Source organism: Streptococcus sp. STR1/CE/0325, from assembly GCF_055386095.1.
On record NZ_AP045018.1, the window covers coordinates 42501 to 64456 of the forward strand.

A 21956-nucleotide genomic window follows, 5' to 3' on the forward strand; every position below is an offset into this window, starting at 1 on the left:
AAAATCATATTTTCATCATTTGTGATGGTTCCATTTTCAATAAACACATCTTGTTCTTGTTTTAGTTTTTTAAGGATTTTCAGTGTATCTGCATCAACAGGGATTGTCCGTTTTGAATCTTCTGTTTTTGCTTTGCTCCAACGTTGTCTCACTGTACCGTATCGGCAGTACGTTTCCATAGTAAACGTCCCATGTAAGTCCTGCACTTTACCTGCACGTCATCCAGTTTTTAGTTGGATTAGGAGGAAGTGAGGAGAGATAGAACTAGTTATGTCTGATAATCCTTAAAACTATGAATATATTTCTTTTCGTTTTTTAGGAGGACGACCTGATAAAATAACCCTTTCTGTAAAATCTTCAATATTGAGCTTATCATGTTTAGCAAAGACAATGAGATTTCGGATTTCCGCATTTATCCTGCTTACGGTATTACGACAATTTGTTTCAGTGCTTGGTATTCCCTAGCTGTTATCTGAATCGCTAGTTTATCTTCAAATTGTGCTTTGGTGAATTTTCCACGTCACATAGGCTTGTGTAGTGTTGTATCAGCTTTGCCAAGTGGTTTTACAGTCAGTTCTAGCTATTTTTCCCATAGATCATAACATATAATATTTTTATCGATGATTGCTCCTTTCATTAATTTTATGTCGATGCCATGACTTTTTTATTCTTATCAAAGATATGGTAGTCCCAAGTTTTATGTTTACCTCTTTCTAAGAGCCATGGTCGGGAGACTGAAAGCATTTCTAAAACGTCATTTAGGGTCATGTAGCGCCTTTAAGTGGTTTCCTTTGTTAGATGGCTCTCATCATCTTTAGAGATGATAATATGGCTCTTTGGGAGTTGTATCGTAATAGTTTAGGTTTCATTGAAATAAAAGAAAACCGCTAGGATTTTGCATCTTAGCGGTTTGCTTGTTTGATCATGATGGTTAGAAAAGCTCTTTGCCAGTTTTATTTAATTTATGACAATAATACGTAAATGCATTGATAAGGTTTGAATAATAGTTGAAGTCAATAAATTTTGCACTTTCAAGATAGTTGAGCAGATTTTTTGCTAGAGGGATTGCCTCAGGCTTGTTCCAACGAAATTGATTATAGACATGCACCATTTCAAGAAACATAAGTGGTGTGGATAAATAACCTCTCTCATATGTTTGCAGGGATTTGACTTTTTTAATAATCTCATCCGCCTTAGCGTAGTAACCAAGCTCTGAAAAATGTTTGGCTGTATAGGTAATAGCGTTCAAAATACGGATATAAGTATCTGTATTTGTACTTTGCTTATACATGAAGAGAAGTTGTTTAGACATGTGCTCAACAAGTTCAAGTGGGCAATGATTGATGATACGACAGTAAATCTCAAGTTCAGCACTATTAAATGTTTCAATTTCCATTAAATGATTGATAATATGCTGAATTTTTGCTACCGTTTCGTCTGTTTTGGATATAGTAGGGTAATGTCCTAGTTTGATTGAGTTTAATAGCATATCAGCTTGGAGAGGATTATCTGTTAAATACGTATCAAATAATTTTTCGTAAGTAGCGGCATAGGTTAAAATATCTTCTGCATTCTTAACATGCTTGTCTAATTCTATAGTAGGAAATTCCATACAGTCGCCACCTTGATTGGCATAGGCGGTTGTAAAATCGTTCCACTCTAAACCTAAGACAATTAGCAATCGACTAAAATTTTCAAGTGAAATCCCTTTTTCGCCTTTCTCAAAACGACTTAGAAATTGAGGGGATACAATATTGGCAGCAGCTTCCTTCAAGTTAAGTCCTCTACTCTCTCGTAAAGACTTAAATGTTGGTCCAAATGGGTGTAAATCTGTCATACTCATCTCCTGTTGTTTTTCAGTATTATATCATAAAATAGGTCAAATATGACACCAAACTTACCTATAGGTTCAAAAAAGAAAAAAATGCACCTTTATTCGGTGGATTTTGGCAAAAATGAAACTATAGATTAACATCGACCAATTTGTTTCATCTTTTTTGGTAAAATATTTTTTAGATTTGGTTTGTAAACACTTGACAAATCGCTTGTTATACTACATATAACAAGGTTTGACTTTACAGCCAAACCTATCTTAATAGCAATAAAGGAGAATTTTATGGCAAAAAGAAAACTCAAATCCCTTGCAGCAACGACTGCACTCACTCTTGCAGCCGTTGGCACACCAGCTTTAGCTGATGAGATGACACCAACTGTTGATGGAGCAAATGACGCTGTAGTTTCTACAACTGAAGCACCAAAAGCAGAAACAAAAAAGACCTCCGCAGATGTCAAACCCGCTATTGCTGCACAAACGCAAGTGGTTGCTGAAGCACAAGCTCAAGTAGAAGACGCTGATCATCAAGCACAATTTGCAGATGCAGACTTAAAGAACGCTCAAGCTCATGTTGATGATGCCAAACAAGATCTTAAAGAGGCTGAAACAACTGCTAGCAAAGCAACACCAGAAAACATTGCGGCAAATCAAGCTGACCAAGCAGCAAACCTTGCTGACCAACAAGCTAACGCTAAAGAAACAGATGAGGTCAATGCTGAAATCGCATCACAAACCGCTAAAGTAACAGACGCACAAACGGCTGTGCATACAGCACAAGCCGAAAAAGACGCCGCAGATAAAACTGTAGCGTCCAAAGAAGCTGATGTTAAAGCTGCTCAAAGCGCTCTATCTGGTACAGGTCAAGCTGAAGCCCAAGCTAACCTTGATAAAGCGACTGCTGATGTTAAAACAGCACAAGATGCTGTTGCAACTGCAACTACCGCTTTTGAAACGGCTAAGAAGTCAGATACAGATCGTGATGCTAAAGTGAAAGCTGCTGAAACAGATGTCAAAACCAAAACTGATGCTGTTGATACAGCTAAAGCGAAATTGACTACTGCACAAGACGCTGTAACGAAGGCAAGACAAACTTTAGATATAACAACTCAATCTTTATCAAAAGCAGAGCAAGCACTAGCAGAGTATCTTGATAATAATCAAAATTCATTTGCTCTAGCGGTTCAAAAAGAAATTCTTGATAAAACTGGTGAAACTTACTTTGGCGATGATGTTAAATCGTTAAGAGATTTAATAGCTCAATTTAAAAAATTGTTGGCACAAAGTCAATACAGACAAGCCCAAGATTATGCGATGAGACATCAACTTGAAGCTAAGATAACAGCATGGCTAACCAATAATTCTGCTGAGAAGCATCTATCTAATTTAATTGGAAGTGATGTTTTAAACTCGACAATAACAGTTGTTGATGCAGTACCGCAAATGACTTTTGAAACCTATAAATCATTAAACATTGTGATTAACTCTCAAGTCAATGCCATTCGTAAATTATTTGAAACAGGAACAAGCGGTTTTTTGACTGAGCAGAGCCTTGTAGATGGATGGAATGCTCAGAAACTCTATCAAAATTCAGCAATTACAAGGTCGAATGTTTCCCTGTTGGACAAAGGGCATTACGAAAATGTAACCAATGCGACAAAGGAAAGTCTTTTCTTTACTACAACTACCTATAAAAATCTTTCAACGGTAACCTTCAAAGAGTTATCACATAGGGTACTAGAAGGAGTGATGTATTGGCTGTTTGAAGATGCTCCTTCAGACTTTGGGCATTACAGACATACACTAGAGGGTGGCAGGCATACTTATGGTATTTTTGCTAACAATGTTTCTGCAGCTGTTTTAGATAATACCTTTAGAGCTTCGAAATCAGACTCTATCGTTTACAAATTGTATGATGTTAAAGCACGAGAAGCGGAACTTACTTATTGGGAAAATGTGAGAGATACGTTCAATCGTAAATTCCAAAATTTAAAACAACTCCAAGCTGATAATGCTGAGGCAATGAATGCAATTCAAAATTATGTTTCTCTAAAAAACACAAGCTATACGACTTACACCAAACAAGGTCAGAGTGTGCCAGCTACAATCGAAGCAGAAATTACGAAGGCCTACACAAAAGCTTGGGAGTATTTAGTTATAAATGATGCGGATATAACTGTTGATACCATTTTTCCTGGGATTGATTTTAATAATTTGAGTATAGAATATTATTTTAGTGTAGGATATTGGTTAATTCGAATGGTGCCAAATGTTTTATTCGCCATGACTAAGGAATATGCTTCAAGTGATCGTAATAATATTGCTGGTTTTGATGACTATGGTTATATTCCGTATGGAGCATATGCTACATTGACTGGAAATTTTAAAAATTCGATACCTGATTTGAAAGATGCAATCGAGATTGAAAAACAAAATTTGGCAAAATTACAGGCTCAATTACCAACTGATGCTAAAATCGCTACACTCCAAGCAACTCTCACTCAAGCTCAAACCAAACTAGCTGAAGCAAAAACTGCATCCAACGAAGCAAAAGCTGAGTTGACCCAAGCAAGTGCTGACTACGCTACTGCTCTTGAGCTTAAAACCAAAGCTGAGAAAACTCTAGCTGATGTAACGGCTACCCCACTTCAAACTCAAGTGGCAGAAAACAATTTGCGCCTAGCAAAAATTGCGCTTCAAAATGCTGAAACTAGAAAGGCTGACGCACAAAAAGCAGTTGATAACTTCTCAGCAAATCTTGTTGAAAAGAAAGCAGCGCTTGATACCGCTAAAGCGGAATTAGCAACGGCTCAAGCTACTGCTGCTACAAAAGCGACCGCACTTGACGCTGCAAAAACTGAACTTGCAAAACAAGAAGCTGTTCTTGAGGGTCTTAATAAAGATAAAGCAGCGCTCCTTGCTGAAAAAGACCGTTTGGTTGAAGAAGCTAAAGCTCTTGCTGAAGAACTAAATGGTTACACCAATGCGCCAGCTCTTCTTGAAAGCGCAAAAGCAGCACTTGCTGAAAAACAAACGGTACTTGCTGACGCACAAACAAAAGCTGAAACGGCAAAAGCGGCTCTTGAAACCTTTAAAGCAAAACTAGCTAAAGAATACAGTAAACTCGCTGAACTTCAAGCAGAGTATGATAAGCTCAAAGCTCTTGAAGACACAGCTAAAGATAACAAGGTCATTGTCTTACCAGATGGTAACATCATTGCTGTACCAAAAGATGCGCCAACCGTTGAAGAAAAGCCTAAGTTTGACTTAGCAGATTTGACGAAAGGTGACGCAGCTATCACCTTGCCAGATGGTACAACTATTACAGTACCAAAAGATGCTCCAGCGACTAAAGACAAGCCAGTAGTTGAGCAATCAGGTGCGATTGGTCCAGTAGCTGAAGAAACAGGTGCAACAGTCACACCACAAGAGGTTACCTATTCACGTGTTGCACGTGCTAAAGCATTGCCACAAACAGGAGAACAAACAAGTCTATTGGCACTCTTTGGTGTAGCGGTATTGTCTAGCCTTGGTCTGACTGGTGCAAGAAGAAGACGGAGGGGGTAAAGCATGAACATAATAAAGACTTTCTTCAAAATAAATATAAAACTTGCTTTGCTAACATTTTCATTGCTTAAGCCACTATTAAATTATCTTGAAAAAGAGACTGCTAGGACTTGGAGAGAAACTGCAAGTCTTAGTGGATCCGTTCCAATTGATCAAGATATACTTAATGCAGCTGCTGCGAATAATGAAGAAGCACGTAGAAGAATGCTTGAGACGGAGCGACAAGCTCAGATAGCAGCGGAACGTGCAAGACAGACTCGACACCATCAAGACCAAATGCGAGCAGCACAAGCAAGAGCTGATGCTGACAGAGCAAGGCGAAATTACTAATCGATAGAAGGGGGAGAAACTGACTATATTCGACTATCAAATATGGTCAGTTTCCTTGTTTCTTACCTAATTTCTAAAAAGTATCATGACCGAAAAAAGAGAATGTGGTAATGTGGAGAGGTATTGATGGAAAATAAAGAGGAATTATTGAGTAACCTTTATACCGTTCGTCAAGGCTTGATTTTTATTTATGAAAAGCAAATATCTTTGACCGAACTTGAAAACGCTAAAAGAAAAACTATTTTAATTCAAGAAGAGCTGGTGAACTCGTTTGGAGATGGAACAAAGCCTGTATCAGAAAATCTTTTAAAATGGTCATTTTATGCGGTGCTGATGGGTGCTTTAGGGAATATTGCTAAATTTCTATTTTTAGGACTTTGGGGAGAAGGTAATGTTAGAGAACTATTTTGGTACTTAGTCGCAAGTGCTGTTCTCGTTTTTCTGATTCAAAAAAAGATGCGTCAGCATCAAGGATCTTGGATAGGTCTAGGTATCTTTATCTCTCTTTTCATTGTTTTAACGACACCGCTGAATACTATATATATAGCAATTAAATCATTTATGAGTATTGATATTCTTGCAGCAATTGTATTTAGTATCATATCAGTAGTTGTAGTAGCTGTTTCTTTGATTTTAGGCAATCTCTTTTATCCAAGATGGGTTAGTTTTATCAATCAGCTAATTGATGAAGAAAATCGTAAGCGTATTGAAGATAATGAAATGAGAGTGGAAGAATACAACCGCCAAATTAAACGAAATGAAGAGATAGCACGGGAGAAAGAACAATGTGAGCTAGAACTTAACCAAGCTACACAGGTTTTATCTGTATTTGGGCAGGGGTGGTATCCTAAAGATTATTATTTTATGGATGCTGTAGATTTCTTCATTGCATCACTTGAAAATTTCAAGGCTGATAATATCAAAGAATTGGTTAATCTTTATGATGACACACAGTATAAAGCGACCCAATTAGCTTATCAAGAAGAAATGCTACGTTTGCAACAAGATCAGTTTATTAACAGTCAGAAGATGGTTGAACTTCTTCGCTACAATAACTATATGCAAGCTATGCAGATTGGGCAATTGGAAGCTATTCGCATCAATACCGCTGAAGCAGCTTCTTACCTCAAAAATTTAAGAGTTCAAGAGGTTCACAATCATTATTATAATTGAAAAATCTTCTCACTATAAAGAGTAGGGAGGTTTTTGAAAATGACAATTTGTGATATATTAATGATTTTATAAAAATATGCTGAAAGGAATTATAATGAAAAATAAACGTAATGGCTTCGTGTTAGTCTGCGTAGCATTTTTGTTAGTCGCTTGTTCGCAAAAAACAAGTAAAGTCGAAAAAGCCGCAGAGACCACAAAACAGACAACTACTATTGAGAAGAAAGTCAATCCGGAAGAACAGTATGCTTCAGTCATTGAAAAGTTCATAAAATTATCAACCTCTGGCTATGATGTACTTGAGTCGGTATCGGAAGATGCAGGGCGTGAGGAAGCCGTGGTCATGAACGACATAGCAGAAATGAAAAATAATGGTTTTGTAAAACAATATGCTTTTTATGACATTAATCATGATAAGAGTGACGAACTTATTATTGGAGATGCAGACTCCATCTCGGCTATTTACACTTTAAAAGGAGATAAACCAGTTTTCGTTAAAGGAGCAGGGGTTGCATCAGCAGGAGGTCTGAGAAGTAGCTTAGCAATCTTTCAAGATGGCACATTGATGTATCTTGCTGGTTTAGGGACTGATCCAAATTGGGAGGCTGACTCTTATCAGCTTAAAAATGGCGAAGTTGTAGAAGTAAAAAAATCAACTTTCACACAGTTCCAAGGTACAGACCCAGAAGAAGTACTGGGCATTTCATCGGAAAAAGTTGATCTTGCAAAATTGACTTGGAAGGCTTTTGTGCCATCTAACTAAGTAAAGAAACGACAAACTTATTAAAAAGACTACTTTATTCCAACAATTTTTAGGAATGAAATATGATACAATAGATGAGTAGAAAAGTGAAGACGGTGGCTCTTGATTTTCTGAAAGTGAGGTGATGCCTATGGGCAGCTCATCAAAATCTGATGGAAAGGAGGAGCAATCTTTTGACAGCTTTTGAAGTTGTACAGACAATTTTAGGCTTCTGTGGTTTCACAGTTGCTTTGGGTGGCTTGTGCTATAAAATCTTCAAAGATGATGACAAAAAATAATCCGTCCCCACTTTTGCGCGAGTAGGACGGATTAAATCTGTTATACGAGCCACCGTCTTTTTAACGGTTCTACATTGGGGTTGAGTTAGCGCTCAACTCCTTTTTCTATGTTTATTATAACAGATTATGTTGAAAAAACAACTGATGTGTTGATTTTGGTGATGGGCTTGTGCTATAAAATCTTCAAAGATGATGACAAAAAGAAATAACCGTCAAACTTTGGACAGTCACGGTTATTTCTAAATAATCTAAATTGAGCCACCGTCTTTTTAACGGTTCTACATTGGGGTTGAGTTAGCGCTCAACTCCTTTTCTATTTTCATTATAACAGATTATGTTGAAAAAACAACTAATGTGTTGATTTTGGTGAATGGCTTGTGCTATGAAATTTTAATCTAGATTGTGTTTGAAATGTAGCATCATTAAAACGTATTGAAAAGACTACTCTATTTCAACAACTTTTGGGAATGGAATATGATACAATAGATGAGTAGAAAAGTGAAGACGGTAGCTCTTGATTTTCTGAAAGTGAGGTGATGCCTATGGGCAGCTCATCAAAATCTGACGGAAAGGAGGAGCAATCTTTTGACAGCTTTTGAAGTTGTACAAACTATTCTAGGCTTCGGTGGTTTCACAGTTGCTTTGATTGGTTTGTGCTATAAAATCTTCAAAGATGATGACAAAAAGAAATAACCGTCAAACTTTGGACAGTCACGGTTATTTCTAAATAATCTAGATTGAGCCACCGTCTTTTTAACGGTTCTACATTTGGAGCTGGATTGCCGTCCAGCTCCTTTTCTATTTTCATTATAACAGATTATGTTGAAAAAACAACTGATGTGTTGATTTTGGTGATGGGCTTGTGCTATGAAATTTTAACATGTTCCAAGTAATACTTTCTAATGAGTATTTTGCTTGCTTTTCATTATCAGTCATATGGGACTTTTTTGCCATTAAGGCATGAAATCAGAGAAATGAGATTTCATTTTGTTGAGAAGTTTTTTCTTTCCCTTGAAGGTTTTACCAGCGAAAATGAGTTCTAGTTGGGTCAATTCTTCTTGGGAGAGGATTTGCTTTAACTGGTCATAGATATGCTGAAAAGCGACCTTATCTGGGGTGTCTAGTTTATCCTTGTCTTTGATGGCGTGAGCCGTATCGGACACTTCTTCGTAGGGCATTTGATTAAATTTTCGCTTGAGAGACTGCTGCTTTCTGAGAACATCATTGATATGATTCGTGAATTTGGTCTTAAAGAAACGAAAGAGCTTGTTTTCCTCTAAGGCGAGTTCGGGGAGTTTATCTAAGAGAAGGTGAAGGATAAGTCTGCCTTCTTGTTCCCAGTCATTCATGTCCCAAAGTGAGATGTAGTATTGCCTTGCTGTTTTTAGGACAATGGGTTTGACTTTGAGATAGAGCGTTTCAAAGATGTCTTCTTGGTTAAAGTGAAAGGTTAGGATTTGATAGGTTTGTGTCATGATGGGTATGCTCCTGTAAAAGATGATTTTGTCATAATGATAGGTCTATTATAGGAGAAGGAGCCCTTTTTTTCCATGACAGAAATGTCCAAATAAGAGGATAGAGGTTTTGGTTGCTTTGCCATTTTTTGATATAGGTAAGTTTATTTTGTTAAAAAAATCACTTGATAAGTTTCGGGAATGTGATATAATGAACAAGTAATAAAAAGGGTTACAAAAGGAATGTTAAACTTTTGGACCAGAATCATATAAGAAATGAGGAGTTTGTTCAGTTATGAATATCGCACAAATTGCGCAGACGGTATTTGCAAATACGTCACTTAGGGGAGCTGTATTTTCAACGATTTTTATTATTTTAATTGGTTATTACTTGAGAAAAAAAGAGCTTGTACCAGAAAATAGTGCTAAGGTGCTATCTAGCATTTTGTTGTCTGTTGCTTTGCCAGCTTTAGCGTTTAAGGCATTTTTGTCTGACATCAATGCTCAGACTTTTACTTCTGGACGTAATATCTTTTTGTTTGGCTTTGTTGCTTATCTTTTGTTGATTGTGATTGGAAAACTCATTTTTGGTCGTCTGCCTAAGGCTAAGGCGGATACCTTGGGTGTGTTGACGGCATTTGGGTCAACGACCTTCTACGGAATTCCCATCATCACAGCTTTTTTTGCGGCAAGTCATCCGGAGGCGGTCATCTATGCCAATCTCTTTAATATCGCTTATCGGGTCTTTCTTTATTCTTATGCCTTGATGACGATGAGTGATCAGACCTTTGATCCCAAACATTTAAAGACGATTTTCTTGAACCCTATTATTCTTGCGACCTTTTTAGGGATGATTCTGTGGTTTTTCCAAAAATCATTCCCTCAAGTAACGGTTCACAATCAGCTTTTTGTACCAGGAGGAAAATTGCCTAAGGAAGTGACGGTATCGATTTTCCGCTTTGACCAAACCTTGCCTTGGTTTAATAAGGGGCTAGAATACCTTGCTAATTTGTCTTCACCGCTTGCTTGGTTGGCGATTGGGATGACCTTGGCTTCGATTTCTTTCAAGGAGGCTTTTGAGGATAAGTTTGTTTGGGTTTATTCTGCGGTCAAGCTGTTGGTTGTTCCTGCCATTTTCCTTGTCATTATGCTTCTTGTGAACGCTGTTTTCCCTCTTGGCTACTATGCGATGGTGGGTGTCATGATTATGCTAGCAACACCGCCTGCAACGGTTGCAGTTTCTTATGCCATCAAGTTTGATAAGGAAGCGGTTTTGGCGTCTAATGCGTCCTTGTTGACCTCTGTACTTTCTGTTTTAGCGATTATCTTTTGGGTGGTTGTCATGACAGCCCTCAATGCGGGAGGAGTGATTCAGTAATGAAAATTGCATGCTACGGGGTGAGACCCAATGAGGTGCCTTACTTTAAATATTTGAATCGGTATCACTATCAGTTGACCTTGATTCGGGAGAATTTGTCTCATGACAATGTGGAGACCGCAAAAGGACACGATGCTGTCTTGATTCGTGCCAATAATGTAGCAGATAAGCAAAATCTGGATACGCTGAAGTCCTACGGAATTGACTATGTTTTTACACGCACGGTCGGCTATGCTCATATTGATTTAGAGACAGCTCGTGCGAATGGTCAGCATGTGGCCTATGTTCCTGGGTATTCGCCTTATGCTGTGGCGGAGTTGGCCTTTACACTTGCTTTGCAGTTACAACGCAATACAGCTCTAGCGGTGGAGCAGTCTCGTCAAGGGAATTTTATGGTGGTTGAGGACTTGTTTGCCAATCAGCTATCCAATCTGACAGTTGGTATCATCGGAACAGGGCGTATCGGTCAGGCAGAGGCCAAACTTTGGAAAGGAGTTGGCGCTAAGGTGCTTGGTTTTGATGTTTATCAAAATGAAGCAGCTAAGGAGGTGCTGACTTATGTGAGTGAAGACGAGCTATTGGAACACTCTGATATTGTATCGCTACATGTGCCGCATATCCCAGGCACCAATGATGGCTATTTTGATGATGGCTATCTAGCTAAGATGAAAAAGGGAGCGATTTTGGTCAATACGGCTCGTGCTGAAATTACGGATGAAGGAGCCGTTTTGGACGCGGTCGCTTCAGGTCATCTAAAAGGATTTGCAACAGATGTCATCACCAATGAAAAAGCCTTCTTTAACCATGATTTTGAAGGTCGGACAGGAGATGAGCTGGTTGACCGTATGCTGGATTTGTATCCTCGTGTGCTTTTGACACCGCATATTGGTTCTTATACCAGTGATGCGCTCAAGGATATGATTACCATTTCATTTGAGAATTTCCACGAGATGGAAACAACAGGGGCTTGTTCCAATCTTTTGGTCTAAAAAAAGTGAGACTAGGGAGGCTTCCCTAGTCTTTTTGCTGTTTTAAAGTGATTGATTTCTCATCAAAATAAAATGAAATCGGTTATAATGTTATTGTATGCTTGATTTGAGTGTGATTTTATTACTTTTAAAAGAAGGAGGACAGTTATGTCACCGAATCCGATCAAATCCATTATGGTAACCGGTCTTTTTTCTAGCCTATTATTGGGAATGCAAGCCTCCAAAGAGGGAACTGTTTTGGCAGAGGAGGTCATCCCAGATCCTCAGGTCTCTGTGCTAGCTACACATAAGCAAGATTTAGGGGCCTCTGAACAAACAGGTGCTTTAGACCTTGACCAAGGAGAGGCTAGGGAGATGAGAGGGGAGTTTTCTAACCAAACGAATAACCATCAAAGTGAAACAGACCCTCTTCAGACCTCTACTCCAGTCCCAGTGAGTCAAGAAAATCAGTTGATTGATTTGCAGCCTTTGTGGGACAAGGGAATCAAAGGGCAGGGGCAAGTGATTGCTATCATTGACAGTGGTATTGACCCTGAACATCCTGCCTATCGTTTATCAGATCGCTCCAAAGCCAAGTACCTTTCTGCTGAGGATATAGAAAATAAGAAACAAGAAGTCGGCATTGATTATGGGAAATGGGTCAGCGATAAGATTGTCTATGCATATAATTATAGCGATCAAAATGATGAGATAAAAGAACTTGACCCGATTACACATGGGGGGCATGTTGCAGGGAGTGCAGTAGCTAATAGTGATGTGATTTCTCCTGTAGGTGAGCTGCTACGTGGAGTCGCACCAGAGGCACAACTGATGTTTATGCGGGTCTTTTCAGATACCAAAGGCGCTCAAGTGCAGCCCTTTGTTTACACCAAAGCTATCGAAGATGCCATTAGGCTAGGTGCTGATGTGATCAACATTAGTATTGGGACAGCTGCGGGAGGTCTTGATGATATTAGCGATGCCACCAAAGAGGCTTTTGAGCTGGCTAGGAAGGCTGGTGTCATGGTGATCATCGCTGGGACTAATAGTGGGCATTTTGGGATGGAGACGTATCTGCCGCTAGCCAGCAATCCAGACTACGGCATGGTGGGAACACCATCGGTCTATCCTAGTGTTTTGTCTGTGGCATCCTTAAATAGTCTTAGTCGCTTACAGGCAACCACTGCTTGGATAGATGTTCCTGACTGGAAGGGCAATCCGCTCTTGGATGATGGGCATATTCCGATGAAATCATTTGTGGAAAGAGAGTCTTTTAGAACCACGATTCCACAATCCTATCTCTATGTCTCCAATGATCAAGCGAGCAACTATGAGAAAGCAGAAATTGCTAATCAATTGGTTTTGACGCAAAGAGGAGGCAGTCTTTCTGATATAGAAAAAATTGAAAAGGTCAAAAAAGCAGGCGCTATTGGATTGATTTTTTATCAAACCAATCAAGAAGGAGATGAGCTGACTGATTTGGATTTACAAGGTCTGGGAGAGCGGTTTCCTGTTGGTTTGATTGGCCACAGATTTGGTGAGGCCTTGGCGAGTGGTGCTTATCAGGTGAGGATTGGCAATCAGTTTAAGCGGGTTCCTTATGACAAGGGCAAGGAAATCTCGGACTTTTCTTCTTGGGGATTGTCGGTTGACGGAGATTTAAAGCCAGACATTACTTTACCTGGAGGGATGATTTATTCTTCTGTCAACAATGGTGAATATTATATGGACCAAGGCACCAGTATGGCTGCTCCTCACGCGGCTGGTGTGGCAGCTTTGATGAAACAGGTCTTGATTAAGCGTTTTCCCCATCTTTCAGGTCCCTTGTTATACGACACCATCAAGCGTTTGATGATGAGTACGGCGAGTTTGCATGTTGATGAGGAGACACAGACCTATACCTCACCAAGGCAGCAAGGGGCAGGTGTCATGGATGCAAAAGCTGCTGCTTATGGCGAAGTGTATGTGACAGCTGTCGATGGGACTTCTAGTTTGACCTTGGGCAATGTCAGTGATCAATTTGGATTTGATGTGGTGGTGCACAATCTAAGCCATCAAGAAAAGCAACTGGATTACCACACAACACTAGAAACAGATGAGGTCAAGGAGGGGCGTTTTACCCTGCATGACCGCCTACTAGACGACCAACAAGGCACAGGAACAATCCGTATCCCAGCTAGAGGAGAAAAACGTGTGCATATCCAACTAGATGCTAGCACATGGGCAAAAGACTTGTCTCACCAGATGCCCAATGGTTATTATTTAGAAGGGTTTACCATTTTTACAGACCCTGCTACCAAGGAGAAAATAGCGAGCCTTCCTTATGTTGGATTTAGAGGTGATTTCCAAAATCTACAAGGCATTGAGTCTGCCATTTATGAGTATAAGGGGTCTAGTAAACCCTACTATTACTACCAAGACGGACGTGATCAAGGAGAAAAGGTGGCAACGCTCACCAACTCTCGTCATCCAGACAACCATTTTACGTCATTGATTTCGTATGCAACAGAAAATGGTGTTGAGGTGGAAAAAACGCTGGGTCAAGAGGGTGAAACATTTGATGGGACTCATTTGTATTTTTCGCCTAACCAAGACGGGCAGTATGATAGTGTGTCTTTAAAGGCGGTGTTGCTGCGCAATGTCGAAAACATGCACTTGGCGATTTATGCGAAGTCTGATCTTAAGCGAGAGCACCCTTTATATGAGTATGGTAATGATCAGCATCGCAAATTGGGCTTTGCTTATCGGGATGATCCAAGAAGTGTGTTGTTATCTGCTGGTGAGTGGGATGGCAAGGATTCAAATGGTCAGGTTTTGCCAGATGGCGACTATCAATATGTCTTTACCTATCGTCCTAGTGCTAGGGCGGCTAAGCCACAAGAATTGGTCTTTCAAGTGAAGATTGATACCACCGCGCCTCAAATGAAGGCGATTCACTTTGATCCTTCTACTGGCTTATTGCAGGTCGGTCCTATCTTTGAGACAGGTTCTGGTTGGTCTGGGACTTATGTGATGTATCATAAAGATCAAGAAGATGTCGAGGTTCTCCCTGATGCTGAGGGATATTATCAGTTGCCTTTTGGAATTGATCTTTCTACTGTGCGGATTGTGGTTTGGGACAAGGTCAGCAACCAACGCCAGTATGATCTAGAAGGGCGAGAAATTCCGTGGCCGATAACACCAGCAGAGGAGTCATCAGGAGAAGAAAGCAAGAAAGAAAGTGAAGATGCAAAAGATTCTTCTGCCCATTATTTGGAAGTGGTCTTTAAAGATGGTAGGGGTTCTGAAATTTCGTATTATCCAGCTATTGTCCGCTATACGGTCACAGATAGTCAAGGCAAACGTGTGCTAGGAGAATTTAATCGCTACTACAATCACAATCAGTTTCCGACCCTGCCTGATGGGACCTATACGGTAGAGCTGTGGTTGTCTGATTATCGTTATGAGTGGGGAGAACATCAAAAAGAAACAGTCGTAGTAGATGCGACTCACCCACATCCTATTGTTTCTTTTGCTTATCAGCGGGTCTTTTACAATAAATTAGACGTTGTTTTGGCTACTCCTTTACCAGAGGGAAGTCAAATCAAGGCCATCAATTCAAAAGAACAAGTATTTGACCTCATTCAAAGTCAGTACGATCCCACAACCTTTGAGCGCTCTTTGAAAAATGGAGAGTACAGCCTTCAAATCATCCTCCCGAGTGGTTATCGTGCCATTAAGGACCAAATTTCTGTTACCGTGGAGGATAAGATTAATCGGTTGTTGCTCGATTTACCTATACTTCTGAAAGAAAAAGTAAAAGAACCGAACCAAGCTGGTACGGCTGGACTGATGGATAGTGACTTTGGTCATCGGTCAGAGCAGCAGCAGCAACCAGTCTTGTTTAAGCCAGATAGACTCACGTTTGCCTCACAAAAGTATGCTTTGGTGCACACTCAAGCACTCGGTCAAAGAACCTCCTCTCAAGTAAAGACGAGTGAGCGTCTTCTCCCGCAGACAGGAGAAAAGAAGGGATGGTTTTCTCTCTTTTTGGGTTTGTCTAGTTGGCTAGGTTTGGCAAAAGTCCTAAAAAGGAACGATGAGAAAGAAAATGAGTTATAACGTTTCCTTTTTTTGACTTTGAGTTAAGATAAGAGTAAACTAAGGATTGAAAGAGAGGAATTTCCTAATGAAACAAAAAGTTATTGTGTCCCTTGCTTCAGGTTTTTTGAGTGTGATGCTCCTTGCGGCATGTTCAAATGAGAAGAGTGCATCCACCTCATCTAGCTCAAAGGAAGCTAGTGATAAGGTGACCCTCACCTATGATCAGTTGCGGGCGAGAGAAAATACTATGAGTACCCTTTGGGAACAAAATGCGGCAGAAGCCAAGGCGCTTTATCTTCAAGGCTATAATGTGGCTCGTCACCGTCTAGAACAGTTGCTCACTCAACCTTCAGATAAGCCTTATGCGATTGTCCTAGACTTGGATGAGACAGTTCTTGATAATAGTCCCTATGATGCGAAAAATGTCAAAGATGGGACGGCTTTCAATCCGAAAAACTGGGATGCTTGGGTGCAAAAAGCTGCAGCTAAGCCAGTCGCTGGTGCTAAGGATTTTCTCCAATATGCAGATGAGCATGGGGTACAAATCTACTATATCTCTGACCGTTCTAAGGATCAGGTAGAGGCAACCATGAAAAACCTTAAACAAGAGGGTCTTCCTGTTCAGGGGGAAGATCATCTCATGTTTAAGGAAAAAGATATGAAATCTAAGGAAGGTCGCAGGAAGAAAGTTCAGGAAAACAACAATCTTGTTATGCTCTTTGGGGATAATTTGGTTGATTTTGCTGATTTTTCAAAGACATCAGAGACTGACCGCAACAAGATGCTAGAAGAGTTGCAAGGTGAGTTTGGTGAGAAATTTATCATCTTCCCAAATCCTATTTATGGCTCATGGGAAACCAGTGTTTACCAAGGTAAAAAACTCGATGCCAAACAACAGGTAGAAGAAAGAGAAAAAGCGCTGAAAACTTATGACAAATAAGGTTAGCTTAGAATGAGAAAAAGACTTAGCAGTGAGTTGCTAAGTCTTTTTGATTAGCCATAAAAGGTTTCATAAAGAGCCTTGATGGCATCTTTTTCTTGCTCGGTTTTAACGATGAAGATGACAGAAACTTCGCTGGTTCCCTGAGAAATCATTTTGAGGTTGATGTCGTGTTCAGATAGAGCCTTGGTTGCTCTGGCGGTGAGTCCAATCAAGTTTCTCATGTTTTCTCCTACCATCATGATGATGGAGAGGTTGTGTTCGATTTCGAGTTCGTCCACTTGGAGTTGCTGGGTGAGATAAGAGATAATCTCTTGCTCCTTGATAGGGGTGAGTTCTTTTTCGCGTAAGACGAGGGAGAGGTCGTCAATTCCTGTTGGCATATGTTCCCAGCGGATATTGAGGTCCTCAAGGATTTGTAAAACCTTACGTCCAAAACCGACTTCACGGTTCATTAAGTATTTAGAAAGGTAAATACTGACAAACTGGTCATCTCCTGCAATCCCAACGACTGCATTTTCTGGTTTTGTGTGCTCAAGGACGATTTTTGTTCCCGGTGCATCGGGATTATTGGTGTTTTTGATAACGATGGGAACCTTGCCACGGTAAGCAGGAATCAAGGCTTCGTCGTGAAGGACAGAAAAACCTGCGTAAGCTAATTCACGCATTTCTTTGTAGGTTAATTCTTTGATGATTTGCGGTTGCTCAATGATACCAGGATGGGCAACGAAAATGCCGTCCACATCGGTAAAGTTTTCGTAGAGCTCTGCGCCTACTCCTGCTGCGATAATAGATCCTGTAATATCAGAGCCACCGCGCGAGAAGGTACAGACGTCTCCGTCTTTGGTCACTCCGAAAAATCCTGGGATGACGAGAATTTCTTTGGTGTTTCGGAGTTCTTCAATCTTGTCATAGCTAGATGGCAAAAGTCTGGCATTTTGCGGTTCACCACTAACGAAAAGACCTGCTTCCTTTGGGTGAAGGTAGTGGGCGAGTAGGCCTTCTTGTCTCAGATAAGCTGCAATGAGTTTGGCGTTATTATTTTCTCCTGCTGCTAAGAAGGTGTCATAGAGAAAAGGGTTATCTGTGGTGGGCAGGGTGGCGAGCTGTTTGATGTCCTTTTTGATGTCTGCTAGGACATGAGGGTCTAGCTCTAGGTCTTGACAGATAGACTGATAGCGATCGCAAATCCAGTCTTGTTCTTTGCTAACATCTTGACCTGCTCGGTGCTTTTGGTAGTAGCTAATCAAGGCATCGGTGACCTTGGTATCCTCACTGTCACGTTTTCCTGGGGCAGAAACCACGACAAAACGTCTATCGGAATCTTGTTTGATAATGGCTGCGACTTTTTTGATTTGCTTTGCAGAAGCTAGGGAGCTACCGCCAAATTTAGTGACTTTCATCTCTATCCTCACAAGGGTTGAATTTGCTTTATTATAGCAAAAAGTGTGGGATTTGTCAGTATCTTGTCAGAATTTTTCATAAATAAAGCCCTAGAAAATATGGTATAATGAAAGGGTTAGAACAGTATGATTTGATAGAAAAAGAGGAAAAGATATGACAGCACCGTTATTTTTAAAACCCGTCATGCAGGAAAAGATTTGGGGAGGAAACCGTCTTGAAACGGAGTATGGTTATATTATTCCTAGTAGCCACACAGGAGAATGTTGGGCGATTTCAGCTCATCCTAATGGGGTTTCTCAAATTGCAAATGGGCCTTATGAGGGGATGGGGCTAGATGCTTTGTATGCTGAGCATCCTGAGTTATTTGGCTTTCCTAAGGAGAGGGTTTTCCCTCTTTTGACCAAGATTTTAGATGCTAATGACTGGCTGAGTGTGCAGGTGCATCCCGATGATGCTTATGCCATGGAGCATGAGGGGGAGTTGGGCAAGACCGAGTGTTGGTATGTGCTGTCGGCTAAGGAGGGGGCCGAGATTATCTATGGGCACAAGGCCAAGACACGTGAGGAACTAAAGGCCATGATTGAAGCAGGACAATGGGAAGACCTCTTGGTGCGCGTGCCTGTAAAGGCAGGAGACTTTTTTGATGTGCCAAGCGGTACCCTGCATGCGATTGGAAAGGGCATCATGATCCTAGAGACCCAGCAGTCGAGTGATACGACCTATCGGGTTTATGATTTTGATCGCGTGGATGACAAGGGAGTGGCGCGTGATTTGCACTTCAAGCAGTCTATTGATGTCCTAAAGATTGGTGAGGTGCAAAATACTAGACCAGAAACCTTAGATCTAGCAGGCTTTAAGACCACACTTTTGGTCAGCAATCGCTTCTTTAGCGTGTCCAAGTGGGAAGTCGAGCGTTTGGTGGAGATGAAGCAAACCAGCCCTTATCTTTTGCTTAGTGTGATTGATGGACAAGGAGAGTTGATGGTGGATGAGCATGCCTATTCACTCAAGAAGGGCGATCATTTCATCTTGCCTTATCCGGTCACAGAGTGGCAATTTTCAGGTGAGATGACCCTGATTGCTAGCCATCCGAATGAGGAGAAAAAAGGGTAAAAATCCGCCTTGAGATGGACCTTAGCTCTTGCTAGAATGCTTGAAAGACGGGACTTTTCGTGGTATAATAAACAGATAATGTAGCAAGTGAAAGGAATAAGAATGGCAAATATTCTACGAACCCTTATCGAAAATGATAAGGGTGAAGTCAAACGATTAAGAAGAACAGCAAAGAAAGTAGAGGCTTATGCAGATGAGATGGCCGCTCTTTCTGATGAAGAGCTAAAAGCCAAAACCGAAGAATTTAAAAAACGTTACCAATACGGGGAAACCCTAGATGAGATGCTTCCAGAAGCCTTTGCCGTTGTGCGTGAGGCAGCCAAGCGTGTTTTGGGGCTCTTTCCTTATACGGTTCAGATTATGGGAGGGATTGTCCTTCACCATGGTGATGTGCCAGAGATGAGAACGGGAGAAGGAAAGACCTTGACCGCTACCATGCCGGTTTACCTCAATGCTATTTCAGGCGAAGGGGTACACGTGGTTACCGTTAACGAATACTTGGCAACACGTGACGCGATGGAGATGGGACAGGTCTATAGCTGGTTGGGTCTCTCTGTTGGGATTAACCTTGCAGCCAAGTCGCCTTATGAAAAACGTGAGGCTTATAACTGTGACATCACCTACTCAACCAACTCAGAGATTGGTTTTGACTATCTTCGTGATAACATGGTCAATCGTCGTGAGGATATGGTGCAACGTCCGCTGAACTTTGCCTTGGTCGATGAGGTGGATTCGGTCTTGATCGATGAGGCGAGAACGCCTTTGATTGTATCTGGTGCGTCTAGTACCGAGAGCAACCAGCTTTATGTGCGAGCGGATATGTTTGTCAAGTCTTTGGACCGTGAGGACTACGCGATTGATGTACCGACCAAGACCATTGGTCTTAAGGACTCTGGGATTGATAAGGCGGAGCAATACTTCCAACTTGAAAACCTTTATGATTTGGAAAATGTTGCGCTCACCCACTATATTGATAATGCCCTTCGAGCCAACTATATCATGACGCTTGATATTGACTATGTGGTCAGTCCAGAGCAAGAAATTCTGATCGTGGACCAGTTTACAGGTCGGACCATGGAAGGTCGGCGTTTCTCAGATGGTTTGCACCAAGCTATCGAGGCCAAAGAGGGTGTGCCGATTCAGGATGAGTCAAAAACTAGCGCATCTATCACTTATCAAAATATGTTCCGGATGTATAAAAAGCTAGCAGGTATGACTGGGACAGGTAAGACCGAGGAAGAGGAGTTTCGCGAGATTTACAACATGCGGATCATCCCGATTCCTACCAATCGTCCTGTAGCCCGTAAGGACCATGCGGATTTGCTTTATCCAACCCTTAATTCCAAATTTAAGGCAGTGGTCGAAGAAGTCAAGGAACGTCATGCGACGGGGCAGCCGATTTTGGTGGGGACAGCTTCTGTTGATACCAGTGATTTGTTGTCTAAGATGTTGGTCAAAGAAGGCATTCCGCATGAAGTCTTGAATGCGAAAAACCACTTTAAGGAAGCGCAAATCATCATGAATGCCGGCCAACGTGGGGCAGTCACCATTGCCACCAACATGGCGGGTCGTGGAACGGATATCAAGCTCGGTGAAGGTGTACGTGATCTGGGAGGTCTTTGCGTGATTGGAACAGAGCGTCACGAGAGCCGTCGGATTGATAACCAGTTGCGTGGGCGTGCTGGTCGTCAAGGAGATCCAGGAGAATCCCAATTTTACCTTTCTCTTGAGGATGATCTCATGAAACGTTTTGGTTCTGAGCGGATTAAGGCCTTCTTGGAGCGCATGAATCTTGATGAAGAGGACGCTGTTATCAAGTCTGGTATGTTGACCCGTCAGGTGGAGAGTGCTCAAAAACGGGTAGAGGGAAACAACTACGACACGCGTAAGCAAGTCCTTCAATACGATGATGTCATGCGTGAGCAACGTGAAATCATTTATGCCAACCGCTATGATGTCATCACAGCCATTCGTGATCTTGGTCCTGAGATTAAGGCTATGATTGGCAGAACTATTGACCGTGCCGTGGATAGCCATAGCCGTCTGGATAAAAAAGAGGCGCTAGAGGGCATTTTGACCTTTGCGCAAGCCAATCTTCTAGATGCAGATGAGATTAGCTTAGCAGACCTTGAAGGCCTCAGTTATGAGGAAATCAAGGAAGAACTTTATGATCGCGCGATGGAAGTGTACGATCGTCAGATGTCTAAACTCCAAGATGAGGATCGTATCATCGAGTTCCAAAAGGTGCTTATCCTTATGGTCGTGGATAATAAGTGGACTGATCATATTGATGCGCTTGATCAGTTGCGTAGTGCGGTTGGTTTGCGTGGTTATGCGCAAAATAACCCAATTGTCGAGTACCAGTCTGAAGGTTTCCGCATGTTCCAAGAGATGATTGGAGCAATCGAGTTTGATGTGACGAGAACCATGATGAAGGCGCAAATCCATGAGCAAGAGCGTGAACGTGCAGCTCAGCCAGCACATACCACTGCGCAAGGCAATATTGCAGCGCAAAAGATTGACTTTGACAGCTTAGAAGAATACGATTTTTCAAATGTGAGACGTAATGACCCATGTCCATGTGGATCTGGTAAGAAATTCAAAAACTGCCACGGGAAGAAGCGTTTCTAAGGACAGTAGAAAAGATAAAAGGAACTGAGATTTTGTCTTAGTTCCT

The 21956-nt window shown here is 41.2% G+C and carries 16 protein-coding genes (1 of these 16 only partly in view); 12 read left to right on the plus strand and 4 right to left on the minus strand.

Features of this window, described 5'->3' with window-relative positions:
- Both ACZ49W_RS00315 and ACZ49W_RS00320 read right to left on the minus strand, forming a co-directional pair.
- A protein-coding gene (locus ACZ49W_RS00315) for a hypothetical protein (RefSeq protein WP_464813368.1) crosses the window boundary here: on the minus strand, nt 1–179 show its 5' portion. 115 nt of this gene lie to the left of the window's left edge; 179 of the gene's 294 nt are visible here — the first part of the coding sequence; its start codon is at nt 177–179; its stop codon lies off the left edge, out of view.
- Between the two features lie 752 nt (nt 180–931).
- Nucleotides 932–1837: a helix-turn-helix domain-containing protein gene (locus ACZ49W_RS00320; RefSeq protein WP_464813369.1), complete on the minus strand. Its 906-nt coding sequence runs from the start codon at nt 1835–1837 to the stop codon at nt 932–934.
- A 279-nt stretch (nt 1838–2116) separates the two neighbouring features.
- Between ACZ49W_RS00320 and ACZ49W_RS00325 the strand changes: the two genes are divergently transcribed.
- From ACZ49W_RS00325 to ACZ49W_RS00350, 6 genes are all read left to right on the plus strand, one after another.
- A complete protein-coding gene (locus tag ACZ49W_RS00325) occupies nt 2117–5398 on the plus strand; it encodes an LPXTG cell wall anchor domain-containing protein (RefSeq protein ID WP_464813370.1) in 3282 nt (1093 codons plus the stop codon).
- A gap of 3 nt (nt 5399–5401) precedes the next feature.
- Entirely contained in the window at nt 5402–5728 is a 327-nt protein-coding gene (locus tag ACZ49W_RS00330; protein ID WP_464813371.1) for a hypothetical protein, read from the plus strand.
- A gap of 126 nt (nt 5729–5854) precedes the next feature.
- The gene (locus ACZ49W_RS00335; RefSeq protein ID WP_464813372.1) at nt 5855–6901 is read left to right on the plus strand and encodes a hypothetical protein; all 1047 of its coding nucleotides are present in this window, start codon (nt 5855–5857) and stop codon (nt 6899–6901) included.
- A gap of 94 nt (nt 6902–6995) precedes the next feature.
- Nucleotides 6996–7661, plus strand: a complete 666-nt coding sequence (locus tag ACZ49W_RS00340; RefSeq protein ID WP_464813373.1) for a hypothetical protein — start codon at nt 6996–6998, stop codon at nt 7659–7661.
- Between the two features lie 152 nt (nt 7662–7813).
- The gene (locus ACZ49W_RS00345; protein WP_464813374.1) at nt 7814–7939 is read left to right on the plus strand and encodes a putative holin-like toxin; all 126 of its coding nucleotides are present in this window, start codon (nt 7814–7816) and stop codon (nt 7937–7939) included.
- A 561-nt stretch (nt 7940–8500) separates the two neighbouring features.
- On the plus strand, nt 8501–8632 hold the full coding sequence (locus ACZ49W_RS00350; RefSeq protein ID WP_464814932.1) for a putative holin-like toxin: 132 nt from the start codon (nt 8501–8503) through the stop codon (nt 8630–8632).
- Between the two features lie 260 nt (nt 8633–8892).
- Here ACZ49W_RS00350 and ACZ49W_RS00355 read toward each other — a convergent pair whose 3' ends face one another.
- Nucleotides 8893–9414: a sigma-70 family RNA polymerase sigma factor gene (locus ACZ49W_RS00355; RefSeq protein ID WP_464813375.1), complete on the minus strand. Its 522-nt coding sequence runs from the start codon at nt 9412–9414 to the stop codon at nt 8893–8895.
- A gap of 274 nt (nt 9415–9688) precedes the next feature.
- Here ACZ49W_RS00355 and ACZ49W_RS00360 point away from each other — a divergent pair, with 274 nt between their 5' ends.
- The 4 genes from ACZ49W_RS00360 (at nt 9689) to ACZ49W_RS00375 (ending at nt 16762) form a co-directional block, all read left to right on the plus strand.
- Entirely contained in the window at nt 9689–10771 is a 1083-nt protein-coding gene (locus ACZ49W_RS00360; RefSeq protein WP_464813376.1) for an AEC family transporter, read from the plus strand.
- Complete coding sequence (locus tag ACZ49W_RS00365) at nt 10771–11760, plus strand: NAD(P)-dependent oxidoreductase (protein WP_464813377.1); 990 nt, start codon at nt 10771–10773, stop codon at nt 11758–11760. Before ACZ49W_RS00360 ends, ACZ49W_RS00365 begins: the two co-directional genes overlap by 1 nt.
- A 147-nt stretch (nt 11761–11907) precedes the next feature.
- Nucleotides 11908–15840 carry an SGO_0316/SGO_0317 family LPXTG-anchored serine peptidase gene (locus tag ACZ49W_RS00370; protein ID WP_464813378.1) on the plus strand — a complete coding sequence of 1311 codons (3933 nt, stop codon included), beginning with the start codon at nt 11908–11910 and terminating at the stop codon, nt 15838–15840.
- Nucleotides 15841–15907: 67 nt separating this feature from the next.
- Complete coding sequence (locus ACZ49W_RS00375; RefSeq protein WP_464813379.1) at nt 15908–16762, plus strand: 5'-nucleotidase, lipoprotein e(P4) family; 855 nt, start codon at nt 15908–15910, stop codon at nt 16760–16762.
- A 53-nt stretch (nt 16763–16815) separates the two neighbouring features.
- Here ACZ49W_RS00375 and ACZ49W_RS00380 read toward each other — a convergent pair whose 3' ends face one another.
- Entirely contained in the window at nt 16816–18165 is a 1350-nt protein-coding gene (locus ACZ49W_RS00380; RefSeq protein WP_464813380.1) for an aspartate kinase, read from the minus strand.
- A 154-nt stretch (nt 18166–18319) separates the two neighbouring features.
- Here ACZ49W_RS00380 and manA point away from each other — a divergent pair, with 154 nt between their 5' ends.
- Complete coding sequence (gene manA, locus ACZ49W_RS00385; protein WP_464813381.1) at nt 18320–19279, plus strand: mannose-6-phosphate isomerase, class I; 960 nt, start codon at nt 18320–18322, stop codon at nt 19277–19279.
- 102 nt (nt 19280–19381) lie between these two features.
- Complete coding sequence (gene secA / locus ACZ49W_RS00390; RefSeq protein ID WP_464813382.1) at nt 19382–21910, plus strand: preprotein translocase subunit SecA; 2529 nt, start codon at nt 19382–19384, stop codon at nt 21908–21910.
- The last annotated feature ends 46 nt before the right edge of the window (nt 21911–21956 follow it).

What these genes read in the sequence shown, in the direction of transcription:
- ACZ49W_RS00345 (WP_464813374.1), top strand. Translation starts at nt 7,814, where the DNA reads ATGGAAAGGAGGAGCAATCTTTTGACAGCTTTTGAAGTTGTACAGACA.
- secA (WP_464813382.1), top strand. Translation starts at nt 19,382, where the DNA reads ATGGCAAATATTCTACGAACCCTTATCGAAAATGATAAGGGTGAAGTC.
- manA (WP_464813381.1), top strand. Translation starts at nt 18,320, where the DNA reads ATGACAGCACCGTTATTTTTAAAACCCGTCATGCAGGAAAAGATTTGG.
- ACZ49W_RS00365 (WP_464813377.1), top strand. Translation starts at nt 10,771, where the DNA reads ATGAAAATTGCATGCTACGGGGTGAGACCCAATGAGGTGCCTTACTTT.
- ACZ49W_RS00330 (WP_464813371.1), top strand. Translation starts at nt 5,402, where the DNA reads ATGAACATAATAAAGACTTTCTTCAAAATAAATATAAAACTTGCTTTG.
- ACZ49W_RS00335 (WP_464813372.1), top strand. Translation starts at nt 5,855, where the DNA reads ATGGAAAATAAAGAGGAATTATTGAGTAACCTTTATACCGTTCGTCAA.
- ACZ49W_RS00320 (WP_464813369.1), bottom strand. Translation starts at nt 1,837, where the DNA reads ATGACAGATTTACACCCATTTGGACCAACATTTAAGTCTTTACGAGAG.
- ACZ49W_RS00325 (WP_464813370.1), top strand. Translation starts at nt 2,117, where the DNA reads ATGGCAAAAAGAAAACTCAAATCCCTTGCAGCAACGACTGCACTCACT.
- ACZ49W_RS00340 (WP_464813373.1), top strand. Translation starts at nt 6,996, where the DNA reads ATGAAAAATAAACGTAATGGCTTCGTGTTAGTCTGCGTAGCATTTTTG.
- ACZ49W_RS00380 (WP_464813380.1), bottom strand. Translation starts at nt 18,165, where the DNA reads ATGAAAGTCACTAAATTTGGCGGTAGCTCCCTAGCTTCTGCAAAGCAA.
- ACZ49W_RS00375 (WP_464813379.1), top strand. Translation starts at nt 15,908, where the DNA reads ATGAAACAAAAAGTTATTGTGTCCCTTGCTTCAGGTTTTTTGAGTGTG.
- ACZ49W_RS00355 (WP_464813375.1), bottom strand. Translation starts at nt 9,414, where the DNA reads ATGACACAAACCTATCAAATCCTAACCTTTCACTTTAACCAAGAAGAC.
- ACZ49W_RS00370 (WP_464813378.1), top strand. Translation starts at nt 11,908, where the DNA reads ATGTCACCGAATCCGATCAAATCCATTATGGTAACCGGTCTTTTTTCT.
- ACZ49W_RS00360 (WP_464813376.1), top strand. Translation starts at nt 9,689, where the DNA reads ATGAATATCGCACAAATTGCGCAGACGGTATTTGCAAATACGTCACTT.